The organism is Myxococcus sp. CA005 (assembly GCF_006518205.1).
Taxonomy (GTDB): domain Bacteria; phylum Myxococcota; class Myxococcia; order Myxococcales; family Myxococcaceae; genus Myxococcus; species Myxococcus xanthus.
This window is the reverse complement of record NZ_SRLV01000003.1, coordinates 21,091-36,364: the sequence shown is the minus strand read 5'-3', so window position 1 is coordinate 36,364 and position 15,274 is coordinate 21,091. Positions and strand designations below refer to the sequence as shown.

General features: G+C 70.7%; 11 protein-coding genes. 8 read left to right on the top strand and 3 right to left on the bottom strand.

Annotation, left to right across the window (positions count from 1 at the left end):
• The first annotated feature begins 1 nt into the window (after position 1).
• A complete protein-coding gene (locus tag FMQ63_RS02080) occupies positions 2 to 916 on the top strand; it encodes a glycosyltransferase family A protein (protein ID WP_011551158.1) in 915 nt (304 codons plus the stop codon).
• An 11-nt stretch (positions 917 to 927) separates the two neighbouring features.
• Here FMQ63_RS02080 and FMQ63_RS02075 read toward each other — a convergent pair whose 3' ends face one another.
• Positions 928 to 1,473 (bottom strand): DUF2780 domain-containing protein, encoded by a 546-nt coding sequence (locus FMQ63_RS02075; RefSeq protein ID WP_011551159.1) that lies wholly within the window; start codon positions 1,471 to 1,473, stop codon positions 928 to 930.
• A gap of 194 nt (positions 1,474 to 1,667) precedes the next feature.
• On the opposite strand from FMQ63_RS02075, the gene FMQ63_RS02070 reads away from it, so the two are divergent.
• Together FMQ63_RS02070 and FMQ63_RS02065 are read left to right on the top strand one after the other, a co-directional pair.
• Positions 1,668 to 2,690, top strand: coding sequence for an ROK family protein (locus FMQ63_RS02070; RefSeq protein WP_011551160.1), 1,023 nt, complete (start codon positions 1,668 to 1,670; stop codon positions 2,688 to 2,690).
• 160 nt (positions 2,691 to 2,850) lie between these two features.
• Complete coding sequence (locus FMQ63_RS02065; protein ID WP_225909756.1) at positions 2,851 to 4,752, top strand: LTA synthase family protein; 1,902 nt, start codon at positions 2,851 to 2,853, stop codon at positions 4,750 to 4,752.
• Here FMQ63_RS02065 and FMQ63_RS02060 read toward each other — a convergent pair.
• Complete coding sequence (locus tag FMQ63_RS02060) at positions 4,706 to 5,836, bottom strand: acyltransferase (RefSeq protein WP_011551162.1); 1,131 nt, start codon at positions 5,834 to 5,836, stop codon at positions 4,706 to 4,708. The genes FMQ63_RS02065 and FMQ63_RS02060 overlap by 47 nt on opposite strands.
• A 73-nt stretch (positions 5,837 to 5,909) precedes the next feature.
• On the opposite strand from FMQ63_RS02060, the gene FMQ63_RS02055 reads away from it, so the two are divergent.
• The 3 genes from FMQ63_RS02055 (at position 5,910) to FMQ63_RS02045 (ending at position 9,760) form a co-directional block, all read left to right on the top strand.
• Positions 5,910 to 7,055 (top strand): glycosyltransferase family 4 protein, encoded by a 1,146-nt coding sequence (locus FMQ63_RS02055; protein WP_011551163.1) that lies wholly within the window; start codon positions 5,910 to 5,912, stop codon positions 7,053 to 7,055.
• Between the two features lie 128 nt (positions 7,056 to 7,183).
• On the top strand, positions 7,184 to 8,671 hold the full coding sequence (locus FMQ63_RS02050) for an MraY family glycosyltransferase (protein WP_011551164.1): 1,488 nt from the start codon (positions 7,184 to 7,186) through the stop codon (positions 8,669 to 8,671).
• A 381-nt stretch (positions 8,672 to 9,052) separates the two neighbouring features.
• A complete protein-coding gene (locus FMQ63_RS02045) occupies positions 9,053 to 9,760 on the top strand; it encodes a nucleotidyltransferase family protein (protein ID WP_011551166.1) in 708 nt (235 codons plus the stop codon).
• 200 nt (positions 9,761 to 9,960) lie between these two features.
• Here the strand turns inward: FMQ63_RS02045 and FMQ63_RS02040 are convergent, their stop codons facing one another.
• On the bottom strand, positions 9,961 to 12,720 hold the full coding sequence (locus FMQ63_RS02040; RefSeq protein ID WP_020478171.1) for an FG-GAP-like repeat-containing protein: 2,760 nt from the start codon (positions 12,718 to 12,720) through the stop codon (positions 9,961 to 9,963).
• Positions 12,721 to 12,899: 179 nt separating this feature from the next.
• Here FMQ63_RS02040 and FMQ63_RS02035 point away from each other — a divergent pair, with 179 nt between their 5' ends.
• Both FMQ63_RS02035 and FMQ63_RS02030 read left to right on the top strand, forming a co-directional pair.
• The gene (locus tag FMQ63_RS02035) at positions 12,900 to 13,871 is read left to right on the top strand and encodes a nucleotidyltransferase family protein (RefSeq protein ID WP_026113882.1); all 972 of its coding nucleotides are present in this window, start codon (positions 12,900 to 12,902) and stop codon (positions 13,869 to 13,871) included.
• A 103-nt stretch (positions 13,872 to 13,974) separates the two neighbouring features.
• Positions 13,975 to 15,273, top strand: a complete 1,299-nt coding sequence (locus FMQ63_RS02030) for a UDP-glucose/GDP-mannose dehydrogenase family protein (protein ID WP_011551169.1) — start codon at positions 13,975 to 13,977, stop codon at positions 15,271 to 15,273.
• The last annotated feature ends 1 nt before the right edge of the window (position 15,274 follow it).

Here is a 15,274-nt window from a genome sequence, read left to right as displayed (position 1 = left end):
CATGCCGTTCTTCTCCGTCATCATCCCCACGTACAACCGGGCGCGGCTGCTGGAGGCGGCGCTCGCGTCCGTGTTCGCGCAGGAGGAGCGTGACTTCGAGGTGCTCGTCGTGGATGACGGCTCCACCGACGACACGCTGGAGACGCTGGCCCGCTATGGCGAACAGGTGCGCGTGCTCAGCCAGCGCAACGCGGGCCCTGGCGCCGCGCGCAACCTGGGCATCCAGGAGGCCCGGGGCACCTACGTGGCCTTCCTGGACAGTGACGACGTGTGGTTCCCCTGGACGCTGGCCACGTACCGGCGGGTGCTCGAGGCGGAAGGGACGTCGCTGGTGCTGGGCACGGCGGCGCTGTTCTCCCGGGCCGAAACCCTGGCGACCGTGAGCCGCGAGCCGCTCCAGGTGCTGCGCTTCGCGGACTATCTGGCCAGCGCGGAGGACCGGACGCCGCGCACCGCGTGCGTGCTGGCGGTGCGCACGGAGGCGCTGCGGCGCGTGGGGGGCTTCACCCCGCTGCGCATCAGTGGCGAGGACTACGACCTGCTGTACCGGCTGGGCACGGACCCGGGCTTCGCCTGGGTGCGCGCGCCCGTGGTGGTGGGCTACCGGCAGCACGTGGGCTCCACGTCCACGTCACTGGAGTCCGGCTACCGGGGTACGCGGTATCTCCTGGAGCAGGAGCGCCTGGGGCGCTACCCGGGAGGCACGGCCCGCAGGCGTGAGCGGCTGGAGATGCTGCTCTACAGCCTGCGCCACGTGACGCACTGGTTGTTGTCCCAGCGCCGCGTGGACCTGGCGCTGGACTTGTACCGGCGCGGCCTGCCGCTCCACCTGGCGGTGCCGCGCTGGCGCTACATGCTGGGCTTCCCGCCGTGGGCGCTGGCCACCACCGTGCGCCAGCGCGTGTCGGGCCGCTGACGGCGCGGGCGTCAGCGTCCGCCGCCCAACAACCCGCCCAGCATCCCCCCAAGGCCGCCACCGCCGGGCGTGTTGCCACCACCGCCCGCGCCGGCCAGCAGCGGCACCACGGAGAGGATGCGGCCCACGAGCGCGGGGTCCAGGCGCGACTTGAGGAAGTTCAGCAGCAGGGGCGCCACCAAGGACGCCTTGCTCGCGTCGATGTTGAAGCGGCCCAGCAGGGACACCACGGCGGCCACATCACCGGCCTGCCCCGCGACGCCCCCCAGCGCGCTCAGCATGCCGCCCGTGCTGCCCTCCTGACCGGACATGAGGCCGCCCAGCGCGCCCATCAGCCCGCCCCCCGCATCCGGCGCCGTCTGGGGCGCGGACGTGGTGCTGGGGGCCTGCTGCCAGCTCTCCATCTCTGGAATGGCCTGGCCCATCTGGTTCGCGGCGTCGGGGCCCAGCTTCTCCTGCACCGTGCCCTGCACCAACTTCAGCAGCGAGCCCGCCAGCCCCTGGGCCTGCGTTCCATTCACTCCGAGCTGCTGAGAGAGCTGTCCGATGAGGTCCATCCCTTGCCCCTTTCCTGTCGCGCGTCTGTGTGGAGCGCCTTTCTAGCGGGCCCCGCGAGGCGCCGTGGAAGCGTTGGTGGGGAATCGTTGCTCACGGACAGGCCGGGCGGCACGCGGGCCGGCCGCTCCCTTGCCTTCCCGCCGCCTTCACCCGGTCCGTGGCGGACTGCGCATCTTCGTTGGGGAGGCGTGTCATGCGGGAGGCGAACGCGGTGGGCTCGCGAGGGAAGGCGGCGGAGCGCGACACCCTGGAGTGCTGGGGCGGCGTCGACCTGGGCGGGACGAAAATCGAGGCCGTGGTGGTGGACCGCGCCGGCACCGTCCTGGGGAAGATGCGCCAGCCCACGCCCGCCGACGGCGAGCCCGGCGACGTGGTGCGCGCCATCCACGACGCCTTGGAGGGCGCGGCGCACGCGGCGGGCCTGACGTCCCGTCAGCTCCTGGGGGTGGGCGTGGGCGCGCCCGGCGCGGTGAACGCCAACGAGGGCACGCTGGGACATGTCAGCAACGTGGGCCGGGGCTGGAGCACGCCCTACCCAGTGGCGGGGGACCTGGGCGCGCGGGTGGGCCGGCCCGTGGTGCTGGGCAACGACGTCCAGGTGGCGGTGGCGGCGGAGTACCGGCTGGGCGCGGGCCGCGCATTTCGCTCCCTGCTGGGCGTCTGGTGGGGAACGGGCGTGGGCGGTGGGCTGGTGCTGGACGGCGTGCCCTGGCGAGGCCGGGGCGCGGCGGGCGAGGTGGGCCACATGGTGGTGAAGCCGGGCGGTGCCCGGTGTGGTTGTGGCCGGCGCGGCTGCCTGGAGGCCTACGCGGGCCGCGCGTCCATGGAGCGCCGTGCGCACAAGGCCGTGCGCCAGGGCGAGACGACGATTCTCTTCGACTTGATGCGGAAGAAGGGCCGCACCCGGTTGACCAGCAGCATCTGGGCCCGGGCGCTGGCGCAGGAGGACGCACTGGCCACGTGGCTCTTCGGCCGCGCGGTGCGGATGCTGGGCGCGGGGCTCGCCTCCGCCATCAACCTGCTGGACGTGGAGGCAGTCGTCCTGGGCGGAGGCCTGGGCACGCGGCTGGGGCCTGAATTCGCCGGCCGCATCCACGAGGCCATGCGCCCGCACATCTTCGTCCCCGAGCGCCAGCCGCCCGTGCGCGTCGCGGAACTGGGAGAACTTTCCGGTGCCATTGGCGCCGCGCTGCTGGCCCAGCCACCCATGAAGTGAGCCTGGGTACACGGGGCATGGGGCGCTCCGCCGGATGCCCGCCCGCACACAGCGTGGCAGGCGGCAGAACCCCGACCCCAGGCGCATGGAACGCCAGGGGGCCTGTCGGGTAGTCTCCGCGCCCTCCCGCTCCCTGGTCGGCTCCTGGAGGCACCTGTCGTTGGCACGTCGCGCACGGATTCCCAAGACCTTGTTCTTCCAGCGGCCCCCCTCCAACCTGTGGCCGTTGGTGGGCGTCATCCTGGCCTCGGCGGTGCTCGTCGGGGCCATGGAGCTGACCATCGCCGTCTTCTCGTCCTCGGGCCTGGAGGGCATCACCCAGCGCAACGTCTACTCCATGCTCCTCAGCGTGGGCGTCATCTCCGCGGTGACGGGCCTGCTGTGGGCGGTGACGAACCGGGTGGGAATCTCGGGGGCCCTGGTGGCGGCGGCGATGCTCTTCACCGTCACCCTGCACATCCGGAAGGTGCAGCTCATCGACCGGCCGCTGATGCCCTGGGACTTCCTGGAGTGGCGGCAGGTGACATCGCTGGCGCCCACGCTGCTGCCCGGCGGCGGCGCGGTGGCGGCCATTGGCTCGTGTCTGCTGCTGGTGGCCATGCTCGCCGTCATGTGGCGCGCGGTGGCGCGCGGCACGCCCCGGTACCCGTTGCCCAAGGCCGGACGCCGCAACCTGGCGCTGGCGGCGGTGGCGTACCTGCTGGTCATCATCTTCCAACAGCACCTGCCCGTGCGGCGCGTCTTCAACCGCTTCGGCATCTACGACCAGGTGTGGGACCAGCGCTCCAACTTCCAGATGAACGGGCTCACGCTGATGATGCTCTGGAACTGGGAGGGGCTGCGGCTGGAGCCGGGCAGTGAGTACTCCCAGGCGCAGGTGCACGCGGCCCTGGGGGGCCCTCCGGGCGTGGTGCCCGCCGCGCCCCAGGAGCCCGTCGACGTCGTCGTCTTCATGGCCGAATCGCTCTGGGACCCGACGCGGCTGGGCATCCCCTTCAGCGAGGATCCGCTGCCCTTCGTGCGGTCGCTCATGGAGCGCCACAGCTCGGGCAACCTCATCAGCCCGGCCTTCGGTGGTGGCACGGCCAACGCGGAGTTCGAACTCCTGACGGGCATGTCCTCGTCGTTCGCCCCGGACGGCGCGTTTCCCTACCAGCACTATGTGATGCGTCCCGTGGACGCGCTGCCGTCGCTGTTCCGCCGCGCGGGCTACCAGACGCTGGCCATCCACCCGTTCCACGCGTTCTACTGGAGCCGCGACGTGGTGTACCCGTTGCTGGGCTTCGACACGTTCCAGTCGCTCACGGACTTCACTTCCCCCCGGCTCGAAGGGCCCTGGGTGTCGGACGAGGAGGTCGTCGACCACATCCTCCACGAGCTCTCCGACGAGCGTCAGCCGCGGTTCATCATGGCCGTGACGATGTCCACCCACGGGCCCTACAACCTGCCGCTCACCGGCGAGGAGCGGATCGAGGTGCAGGGCGAGAAGCTCTCGCCGGACAACCGGCTGCTCTTGAAGAACTACGTGCACAAGCTGCGGCAGATGGACTCGGCCGTGGAGCGGCTGGTGCGCAAGCTGGAGGCTCGCAAACGCAAGACGCTGCTGGTGCTCTTCGGGGACCACCTGCCGATGCTGGGCTCGGACTACGCGACCTATCGCGAGGCCGGCTACTTCCAGGAGCCATGGACGGACGCGCAGCGCGAGCGCATGGCGGAGGTCCCCGTCGTCCTCTGGACGAACTTCCCCGTGCCCCGGCAGGACATCCACCTGAGCATCAGCATGCTCACCCCGCGCATCCTCGAGACGGCGGGGCTGCGGCCTCCGGGCTTCTTCGCCTTCGTCTCCGAATTGTCCAAGGTGCTGCCCGTGGTCCGGGGAGACCTGCTGCGCAACGCCTCCGGCGAATACCTGCCCGCGGGCGACAAGGTCCCCAAGGCCCAGGAGCCGGGCTCATGGGAGGACTGGATGCGGCGCTACCGCCTGCTCACGTATGACCGGCTGGCGGGCGACAACTTCAGTGCGGCCCAGCCGGCCGGGACGGCGTCTTCGGAACCGCTGTGACGGAGACCGCCGGACGCCTCACCCACGCGGGGAGCCTGTCCTTGCGCCGCAAGGCGGGCTGCTCCACCCACCGCCACGACAGCGCCGCCAGCAGCAGCACACAGGGGAAGGCCACCGCTGCGTTCACCCACCACGCCGTGGGCCCGCCCAGCAGGGTGGTGACGGCCTGCTGCACGGGGAAGGCGTAGAGGTAGACGCCGTAGGACAGGTCGCCCCGGCGCCCGAAGTCCGCCAGCGCCCCCATGGGCCGGAAGGCGAGGTACAGCACGACGTATCCGCCCAGCAGGCCGGTGGCGATGCGGCAGCCGTATCCGAGCCGGGCCGTGATGAGCCACCCCACCACGCACGCCGCCGCCACCCAGGGGCTCATGCGCACGTGTTCGCGCCACTGGTACAGCGCCACGCCGCCGCCGAAGTACAGGTACAGCTCCGGCCAGAAGCCCAGCCGTCCGGTGACGAAGGTGGCCACCGCCGCGCCGACGAGGCCGAAGATGACCATGCCCTTGCGCAAGAGGCCCGTCAGGCCCAGGCCCAGCGTCAGCAGGTAGAAGCCGACCTCGTACTTCAGCGTCCACAGCGAGCCGTTGACGGCGTGGGGGTAGGCGTTCGCCTCGAAGACGCCCGGCAGGTGCCACTGGGGCCAGTTCAGGGCGAAGTTGCCCAGCAGGTACAGGGCCGTGTCCGGGGCCGTGAAGTAGTCGCCCAGGGACAGCCGGGTGAAGGCCGGCCCCAGCACCCCCACCGTCAGCAGCAGCATGGCCCCCAGCCCGGGGAAGATGCGCAGCACCCGGGCCCAGATGAAGCGCGCCGCGTCGGGCGTCCGCTCCCAGCTCCGGGTGATGAGCACGCCGCTGATGATGAGGAACACCGCGACGCCCAGCCGTCCCAGGGAGAACTGTCCCCGGGTGAAGGACTCCAGCGGCTCCACCGTCCCCTTGCCCTCGCCCAGGGGGAAGGCATGGCTGAGCAATACGCACGTCGCCGCGGCGAAGCGCAGGAAGTCCAGGTTGTTGCGACGCGAGTCGAGGCTCGCCTGCAACGTGGGAGCGGAATGCAGGGACATGGGGATGGGGAACGGTGCCATTCTCGCCCACGCCGCTCATCCATGAAAAGCAGGCAGGCCCCCTCCGGGTGTTCTAGAAGTCCGCCACCTTCTCATGCGCATCCTGCTTGGCATCCACCATCCCCTGAACCCGGACATGGGGGCGCCGGGGGTGACGCTCGCGCTGGGGCAGGCGCTGGCGGCGCGGGGCTGCCAGGTGGACTACTTCAGCTACGACGACGCCTATCCCGGCCTGCGGCACCACACGACGGTGCACGAGCTGCGGTTCCCCTGGATGCTCACCGCACACCTGCTGCGGGCCGCGAGTCGGTACGACGTGCTGGACATCACCACTGGGGATGCGTGGCCCTGGATGCGCTTGGGCCGTCCGGGGGCGCGGGCCCGCCATGCCCTGGTGACGCGCAGCCACGGCCTGGAGCACACCTTCTCCGAACGGCTGCGCGCCGACGCGCGTGCGGGGCACCTGGCGCTGAGCTGGAAGTACCCGCTGTACCATGGCGGCTATCGCCTCTGGGAGGTGCGCCAGACCCTGCTGCGCGCGGACCATGCGGTGCTGCTCAACACGCAGGATGCCGCCTACGCGACGGAACGGCTGGGCGTGCCCGCGCGTCAGTTGAGTGTCATCCCCCATGGGCTGGATGTGGCCTTCCAGGGGCTGCCTTCGCCCACGCCTTCCGCGCCTGGTGCGCCGCTGCGGATAGCGTGTGTGGGGAGCTGGCTGGCGCTCAAGGGGCGCGCGGAGATGGTGGCCGTCGCCACCCACCTGCATGCCGAAGGCGTGTCCTTCACGCTGACGTTGTACGGCACGGGCAACCCGGAGGCGGAGGTGCTGGCGGCGTTTCCCGCTGGGGCGCGCGAGCACGTGCGCGTGGTGCCTCGTTATCCACGCGCCGAGCTGCCGCGCCTGCTGCGGGACGAAGAGGTGCTGTTCTTCCCCAGCCATTCGGAGGGCTTCGGGATGGCGCTGGTGGAGTCGATGGCCAGCGGGCTCACGCCGGTGTCTACGCCGGTGGGCGTGGCGCCCCAGGTCGTGCGTGACGGTGAGACGGGGTGGTTGGTACCGATGGGAGACGTCGCCGCGCAGGTGGTGGCGCTGCGCTCGCTGGCGGAGGACCGCGCTCGCCTGCTCCGGTTGCGTGAAGCCGCGCAGGCCGCGGTGCGGGACATGACGTGGCGGGACATTGCCGAGCGCACGTCAATCCTTTACGAGTCGCTTCTCCGCTCGCCGCGGACCGTCTAGAAAGGGCGCTTGCCTGGTTGGACTGCGGGCGGACGCAAAGGCCCATTGCTTCACAAACCTATCGTACTCCCGCGTGCATTGACGCGTGGAGCCGCCGGCCGCCACGATGCGCGGACGGTGCACGCCCCATGATTACGCTTCTGGTCGCCTTCTTCGTCTCGCTGCTGGTGGCACTGGCACTGACGCGACTGGTGCGCGACCGGGCCCTGGCGTGGGGATGGCTGGACCAGGCGAATTCCAGCCGGAAGGTCCATGTCCGGCCGATTCCCCGGCTGGGCGGGGTGGGCATCGTCGGTGGATTTTTCGCGCCGCTGTGCGCGTTGTTCCTGGTGGACTCTGGCGTGGGGTACCACTTCCGCTCCCACACGGAGCTGGTGGTGGGCCTGTTCCTGGGCGGCGCGGCGATTGTGGCGCTGGGCCTCTACGACGACCTGCGGGGCGCGGGCGCCCGTCTGAAGTTCGCTGTCCAGTTCGCGGTGGCGTTCGGCTTGTATGCCATGGGGTTCCGCATCGACGTCATCGCCAACCCATTCGGCCCGGAGTTGGTGTTGGGCGCGTTGAGTCTGCCTTTCACCGTGTTGTGGGTGGTGGGCGTGGTCAACGCGCTCAACCTCATCGACGGCCTGGATGGGCTCGCGGGCGGCGTGGCCTTCTTCGGCGTCGGCACCAACTTCATCCTCGCGCTGTCGCGAGGCGACGTGCTGCTGTCATTGCTGTTGGCGGCGCTGGCGGGCGCCATCCTCGGGTTCCTGGTGTTCAACTTCAACCCGGCCTCCATCTTCATGGGGGACACCGGGAGCATGTTCCTGGGCTTCGTGCTGGCCGCGGTGTCCATCAAGACGAGCACCAAGAGCGGCACGGCGGTGGCCATGCTGGTGCCGGTGATGGCGCTGGGGCTGCCCATCATGGACACGCTGCTGGCCATGGTGCGGCGCTCGTTGCTGGGGCGGCCGATGTTCAGCGCCGACCGGGAGCACATCCATCACCGGCTGATGAGCCACCTGGTGCTCAGCCACCGCGCTACCGTGCTGGTGCTGTATGGCCTGTGTGGCCTCTTCATGCTGGTGGCGCTGGCGCTGAACTTCGCCAACAGCGCACAGAGCGCCATGCTGCTGTGTGGCATGGGCGTGCTCATCGTGCTGCTGATGCGGCGGCTGGGTTACCTGGACCTGGGCCGCGCCAGGGGCATGCACCAGGTACGTCAGCGCAACCTCTGGCTGCGGACCATGGTGAAGGACGTCACCCGCGCCGTGCGCGCGTCGCCTTCGCTGGAGGTGGTGTGGAACGCGGTGCGCCCGCTGGCGGATGCCCTGGGCTTGTCGCGCCAGGAGTTGCACTTCCAGCGCGTCCGTCCCACGGGGCTCGCGGACAACGTCGTCTTCGAAGCCCAGCGGCCCGCGGGCTCGGGGGTGCCATTCGAGGTCCGCATCACGCTCGAGGCCGACGGCGAGGTGCTGGGTGCGATGCTGCTGGTGTGGCGAGATGGCCGGGCCGCCATCAACCGCGATGAGGAACTGGCACTGGAGCAGGTGGCGGACGCGGTGGCGGAGGTCGCCGGGCGGCTCCGGCCCCGGGCCGACGCCGAGCCCGGACGCCTGGTCGCGATGAGGAAGTGATGCCAGACGGGCGAGCGCCGTCTCGCGCCAGTCCGGGTGGTTCGATGCCCCCGGGGGCAAGCGCGCTCCATGCGCTGCTGCGGGCGTGGCCGGACGCCCCGGTGCGCGCCGCTCCGGAGGGCGCGGAGGCGGACGGACTGGTCCACACGGCGGTGGGGCACGGGCTGGTGGGCTTCGTGGCGCACGCGGTGGAACGGGCGGGCTGGGCGCTGCCCGAGCCCGCGAGTGCGTCCCTGCGCCGGGAAGCATTGGGGAACGCGGCGCGGGCGCTGCGCGTGAAGATGCTGCTGCTGCGAAGCCTGGACGCACTGGCGACGGTGGGGCAGGTACCGGTGCTGCTCAAAGGGGTATGGGCTGGCGCTGCGGCTGTATCCGGACCCGTTGCAGCGAGCCACCACGGACGTGGACCTGCTGGTGGCACGCGCGGATGTGGGCGCCGCGGTCCAGGCGCTGGCCCGCGTGGGGCTCTCGGTGCGGCGGGACGACGGCGCCCGGCACGGGGAAGAGGACTCTCACCACTTGGAGCTGGCCGGGCCGGCGGGGCTGGTGGAGCTGCACTACCGCGCGCTCGCGGGATGGGGCGAGGCGCTGGAGGGCGACGCGCTGCTGGCGCGGGCGGAGACGGGCGCGGTGGATGGCCGGGCGGTGCGGTGGCTACGGCCCGAGGACGAGGCCGTCTACCTGGCGTTGCACGCGAGCAACCACGCGTTGCAGCGGTTGGCGTGGCTCTTCGACTTGAAGCTGCTGGCGCTGGCGGATACGCGGCTGGACTGGCGGATGGTGGTGGAGCGGGCACGCGGCACGGCCTTCCCACATGCGGCCTGGTATGCGTGGGCCGTGGCGCGGCGGCTCCTGGCGGCGCCGGTGCCGGACGAGGCGCTGGCGCCGCTGGCTCCGCCTCGCTGGCAGCAAGTGCTCGCACGGCGTTTTTTCTCCGACGCGCGGCTGCTGGGGGCGTCGCTGCTGGATGGCCGGACCGGGTGGATGGCGGCGAAGCTGCTGCTGGCGCCACGGATGGGCTCCGTGGCGCGATATGGCGTCCGGCGAGCACGGAACGCCGTGCGGGCGAGGCTGCGCCGTCCAGGCTGAGCTGGGTGCGCGGCATGCCTCCGCCGCAGCCAGCCAGGCCCTCCCACCGCCAGCACGCCAGGCAGCGTCTTCATGCGAACCTGCCTCATGAAGGAGACGCCACACTTCCCGCCGTGCGGGACCCGCGTCGCGGCGCCTGATGCGCGGGGCGGAAGCGGGGCGGTGGAGCGACGCCGCTCCACGCCCCTGCCTTGCTCACCTCACGGACACAGCGGGCTGCCGCCCAGGCCCGGCGCGCAGCCCTGGCCCACGCAGTACTTCGGACCGCTGTCGTGCACCTGCTGGCCGGCCGAATCCCGCGGCACCTCCACGGTGCAGCGCCCGTCGGCCCGGTTTCCGGACGGGTCCTCCACCACGTAGTGCACCGTGTAGACGCGGCCATCCCCGGTGTCGTCGCGCTCTGCGCGCAGTTGGACGGAGGTGGCATTCACCCGCACGTCGATGTCGTCGCAAGTGGTGCCGTCGCAGATGCCCGCGACGTCCTCGGACTCATCCGACGTCACCCGGACGATGCGGCCGTACCGCTCCAACGACAGGTCTCCCATGCATGCGTCCTTCGCGGGCGCCGCGCACTCGGCCAGCGTCACCGTGCGGTACTGGTGGTCCGCCGGCCACAGCCGCTTGCCCAGGGACGCGCCGGGCACGGGCGCCCGCGTGTCCCGCACCGTCACGGAGAAGGCGCAGCCGCACGCGTTGCCGGAGCCATCCACCGCGTTGCAGTCCACCACCGAGCGCCCCAGCGGGAACCGGGAGCCATCCGGCGGCGTGCACGTCACCGACACCGGCCCGCAGTTGTCCTCCGCCCGAGCGGTGTAGGTCGCCTCCGCGCCGCCCGCCACGCACTCCAGCACCTGCGGCGCCGGACAGAGGATGGACGGCAGCGTCGTGTCCACCACCTTCACCGTGGCCTGGCACACCGCGCTGTCTTCGCCGTCGTGGGCTGTCAGCGTCACGGCATGTCGCCCCAGGCCGAAGGGCCCGGGCGCCGTCTGTGTCAGCGTGAAGGGGCCCGGCTGTCCGTCCGGGTCATGGCTGCCGTGGTCCACGTTGGCCGAGGCCCGGCACTGCGCGTCCGCCTCCACGACGACGTCCCGGCACAACGCCACTGGAGGCTCGTTTGGTGCGCACGCCAGCTTCAGTTGCGCCGACGCGGCGTTGTTGTCCTCGCGGCACTCCAGCTCGCGTCCGGTGCCGGTGCCGTCGTCATCCACCACCGCGTAGACCAGCACCCAGCCACTCTCCGGGGTGTCGAGCGCCAGCTCCACGGACGTCTCTTCGCCCGCTTTCAGCTTGTGGGGCACGGTGGCCACGCCCAGGAGCGTGCCGCCTTCGCCCACCGCGTCCTGGTAGAAGGCCACCTGGACCCCCGCCGAGGCCGCCGAGTCCCCCTGGTTGCGCACCCGCGCGCCGAGCATCACCGCGCCCTCGCCCGTGCACGTGGCCGTCACCTGCCCGATGGCGAGGTCCGGCGCCGCGAAGGGCCGCACGGTGCCCGTGCCCTGGCTGTTGGTGCGGAAGGTGTTGAGCCCCGGCGCCAGCCAGTTGCTCACGGGGCGCGCGGGCAGGGTGCCGTCGTCATTCACGTTGGTGACGGAGTAGGCGTGCTGGTTCCAGATGCGCCGCGTGTTCACCCAGCCGTCCTTGCGGTCCCGGTACACGCGGATGCCCTGGAAGTCGCCGTAGCCGCAGGCCGTGTTCTGCGCGACGATGATTTCGGCGTTGCCATCACCGTCCACGTCCGCGACCACCGGATTCTCATACGCGGTGCACGAGCTGTGCGGCGCCTCGAAGCGGACCTGACCTGTCACGCCGTCGTAGATGCGCAGCGCCGTCTCGTCCGCGTAGACGACCTCGGCGCGGCCATCGCCCTCGAAGTCGAAGGTGGAGGAACCGGTGCGGTTGGAGCTGTGGTCCTGCGTGGGGCTCAGCCACTTCACCGTGCCGTTCGACTCGAACACGGCGTAGTGGGACGCACCCGCCACGCCAATCTCCGGCTGCCCGTCCCCGTCGAAGTCCGCGATGTTCGGAGGTCCACCCACGCCGCCGCCCAGGTGCTGCACGGTCCACTTCACCTTGCAGTTCGCGTCCATCAAGGACACGTGGCCGCCCCACACCACGACGATTTCGCCCTCGGGGCCCGCGTCGAAGTTGCCCACGCCCGCGAGCCCGTGGCCCAGCTCCGCCGCCTTGCACTTGAGCGTGCCGTCATGCCGGTAGATGGCGCGGCCATTCACCACCTCCTGGAGCCCGTCCCCGTCCAGGTCCACGGCGAACGCCAGCGGTCCGGTGTCGTTGGCCGGGCTGCCCACGCCGTCGCTCCCCACCCACCGGAGCGTCCCGCTGCTGTCGTAGACGTGGTTGCCGGCGATGATTTCCACCGACCCGTCCCCGTCCAGGTCGGCCAGGGACACGCCGCCCCAGTCGAGCGGGGGGCCGTCCGCGCGGAACTTGAAGGCGCCGGTGTGCTCGAAACAGATGATGCCCTGGGCGCTCTCCGGCACGGTGCACAGCTCCACCTTGCCGTCGCCGTCGATGTCGCCCGCGGCGACGCTGGCGGAGCCCCGGGTGCGGTACGCCGGGTCCGTCACCGCCCACAGGTCCGAGCCGTCCGCGCCGCTGATGGCGCGCAGCACGCCGTTCGTCTTGAAGTTCCAGCCCTCGAAGCTGTTGAACACCACGTCGGGGACGCCATCCGCGTTGACGTCCACCACCACGGGCGTGGCCTGCGCGTTGGTATGCGTGGGCATGAGGGGACTGGCCGTCCACGCCCACTCCACCTCGGGCTCGAAGTGGGGCTCGAAGGGCGGCCGCATCTCGCACCGGGCCTCCGACTCCACCGCCGTGGTGTTGTCGAATGCCGGAGGTTCCGCGGGTGTCGTGCCTGTGCACGCCACCCATCCGAGCGCTCCGAGCGTGAGCCAACGGCCCGGACGCCCGTCCGACCATCCCTGCTGCGACATGCCGCCTCCAAGAAAGCCTGCCCGGCCCGCGACGTACCGGGCGGCCCAGGTATTCACTCGGACCGGTTTGGGGACCCACCCTGAAAGGCCGCCCAGTGTCGGCTGTTCACCCTTGGCGCTCGGGCGTGACGCCATCCGGACGTTGCAGGCCATGCGTCCGGACCGTTAAAGGGGGGCCCATGTCCGCCGGTCTTCTCGATACCTTCCGAGTTCTCTCTTCGTTCGACCCGCCGCGTGGCGCGCTTCGGGGGGCGCCCTGGGAAGAGTATGTGGACTGGGCCATCATGCAGGGCCTGGCGCCCCTGGCGGCCTACAACCTGGAGTACCGGCTGGGCGCGGGCAACGCGCCGGAGTGGGCTCGGGACAAACTGCTCAGCATCTATCAGGGCTCCGTCAACGACAACGTGATGAAGCTCGTGAACTTCAAGCGCATCGTGGGCGCGCTGGAGGGACGCAAGCTGGTGCTGATGGGGGCCGCGTCCTTCGCGGACTCGCTCTATCCGCACGTGGGCTTCCGGCCCGTGCCGGAGCTGCAAATCCTGATGAAGCGCCTGGACGTGGACGGCTTCTCGGGCTTCCTGTCCCACCACGAGTTCGCCCCAGAGCCCGACACGGAGAACAGCGGCGCCACGAAGGTGGTGTCCGACGGGCGCACGGTCATCCTGCTCTATTCGGACGTGCTGGGCCCCCAGCGCCGCGAACAGACGGCGGGCATCCTCGAGCGGGCGAAGCCCATGCGCGTGTATGGCCCCTCCCTCTACCGCCCGGAGCTGGAGGACGCGGTGCTGCTGGTGGCGCTGGAGCATGCGCGCCATGGATACGCGGTGCCGTGGTTGTCCTTCATCGACCTGCGCGAGCTCGTCACCGGCGCGAAGTGGATGGGCGGCGTGTACTCGCGTCCGTTGGATGTGCCGGTGCTGCTGGCCCGGGCCGCGGAGTGGCGCCTGGAGCGGGCCCTCTACACGTCCCTGTCGATTGTCGCGCGCTTGTTCCCGGACGCCGCCGCGGACGCCACCGCCGCGCTGCCGCCGCTGCGCCGGGCGACGCGGGAGCTGTTGGAGCGGACGGTGGTGGGTCCTGTATGCACCCCCGGCCGGACCTCGGCCCTCAAGGGGATGGAGCGGGTTCGCCGCCTGCTCACGGGCCAGTAAGCCCGGCTGCTCACAGAGGAGCCCCAGTGACGGGGATGGGCTTTCTTTCGGACTCCCTCCCGGCGTATGAGTCCTGCAAGAGACATTCACTGGGGCTCCCTCAATGCGTATTGCCATCATCGGAACCGGCTACGTCGGACTGGTCGCGGGCACCTGTTTCGCGGACTCGGGTAACGACGTCACGTGCGTGGACATCGACGAGCGGAAGATCCGCATGCTCCAGGCGGGCGAGGTGCCCATCTACGAGCCCGGCCTGGAGGAGCTCATCAAGAAGAACGTGCGCGAGAAGCGCCTGTTCTTCACCCGGGACCTGACGGAGGCCGTCACCAACGCCCAGGTCGTCTTCATCGCCGTGGGCACGCCGGAAGGTGAGAGCGGCGACGCCGACCTCCAGTACGTGCTGGCCGCCGCCGAGCAGATTGGCAAGGCGATGAAGCAGTACACGGTGGTGGTGGACAAGAGCACCGTGCCGGTGGGCACCGCGGACAAGGTGCGCGAGGCCATCCGCAAGGTGACGGACATCGAGTTCGACGTCGTCTCCAACCCGGAGTTCCTCAAGGAAGGCGCCGCGCTGGACGACTTCCTCAAGCCCGACCGCGTCGTCATTGGCGTGGACTCCGAGCGCGCCCGCAAGGTGATGGCGGACCTGTACTCGCCCTTTGTGCGCACCGAGAACCCGGTGTTGTTCATGGACACGCGCTCGGCGGAGCTGACGAAGTACGCGGCCAACGCGATGCTGGCCACGCGCATCTCCTTCATGAACGACATCGCCGCGCTCTGCGAGAAGGTGGGTGCGGACGTGGACTTCGTGCGCAAGGGCCTGGGGTCGGACAAGCGCATCGGCTATCCGTTCCTCTTCCCGGGCGTGGGCTACGGCGGCTCCTGCTTCCCCAAGGACGTGAAGGCGCTGGTGGCCACCGCGCGTGACTACGGCCTGGAGCTGGACCTGCTGCGCGCGGTGGAGCGCACCAACGAGCGCCAGAAGAAGCTGCTGGTGACCAAGGCGGCCAAGCACTACGGCTCGCTGGAGGGCCGCAAGTTCGGCGTGTGGGGTCTGGCCTTCAAGCCGAAGACGGACGACATGCGCGAGGCGCCGTCCATCGAGGTCATCGAGGGCCTCATCGGCAAGGGCGCCCAGGTGATTGCGCACGACCCGGTGTCTCCGCACACGGCCAAGCGCGTCTTCGGTGATCGCATCCGCTACGCCTCCGTGCCCTACGAGGCGCTGGAGGGCGTGGACGGCCTCTTCGTGGTGACGGAGTGGAACGAGTTCCGCCACCCGGACTTCGAGCGCATGAAGACGCTGATGAAGTCGCCCGTCGTGTTCGACGGCCGCAACGTGTACGACCCGGCGCGCATGCGTGAGCTGGGCTTCACGTACTACGGCATCGGCCGGCGGTAGC

What these genes read in the sequence shown, in the direction of transcription:
- FMQ63_RS02080 (WP_011551158.1), top strand. Translation starts at nt 2, where the DNA reads ATGCCGTTCTTCTCCGTCATCATCCCCACGTACAACCGGGCGCGGCTG.
- FMQ63_RS02075 (WP_011551159.1), bottom strand. Translation starts at nt 1,473, where the DNA reads ATGGACCTCATCGGACAGCTCTCTCAGCAGCTCGGAGTGAATGGAACG.
- FMQ63_RS02070 (WP_011551160.1), top strand. Translation starts at nt 1,668, where the DNA reads ATGCGGGAGGCGAACGCGGTGGGCTCGCGAGGGAAGGCGGCGGAGCGC.
- FMQ63_RS02060 (WP_011551162.1), bottom strand. Translation starts at nt 5,836, where the DNA reads ATGGCACCGTTCCCCATCCCCATGTCCCTGCATTCCGCTCCCACGTTG.
- FMQ63_RS02055 (WP_011551163.1), top strand. Translation starts at nt 5,910, where the DNA reads ATGCGCATCCTGCTTGGCATCCACCATCCCCTGAACCCGGACATGGGG.
- FMQ63_RS02050 (WP_011551164.1), top strand. Translation starts at nt 7,184, where the DNA reads ATGATTACGCTTCTGGTCGCCTTCTTCGTCTCGCTGCTGGTGGCACTG.
- FMQ63_RS02040 (WP_020478171.1), bottom strand. Translation starts at nt 12,720, where the DNA reads ATGTCGCAGCAGGGATGGTCGGACGGGCGTCCGGGCCGTTGGCTCACG.
- FMQ63_RS02035 (WP_026113882.1), top strand. Translation starts at nt 12,900, where the DNA reads ATGTCCGCCGGTCTTCTCGATACCTTCCGAGTTCTCTCTTCGTTCGAC.
- FMQ63_RS02030 (WP_011551169.1), top strand. Translation starts at nt 13,975, where the DNA reads ATGCGTATTGCCATCATCGGAACCGGCTACGTCGGACTGGTCGCGGGC.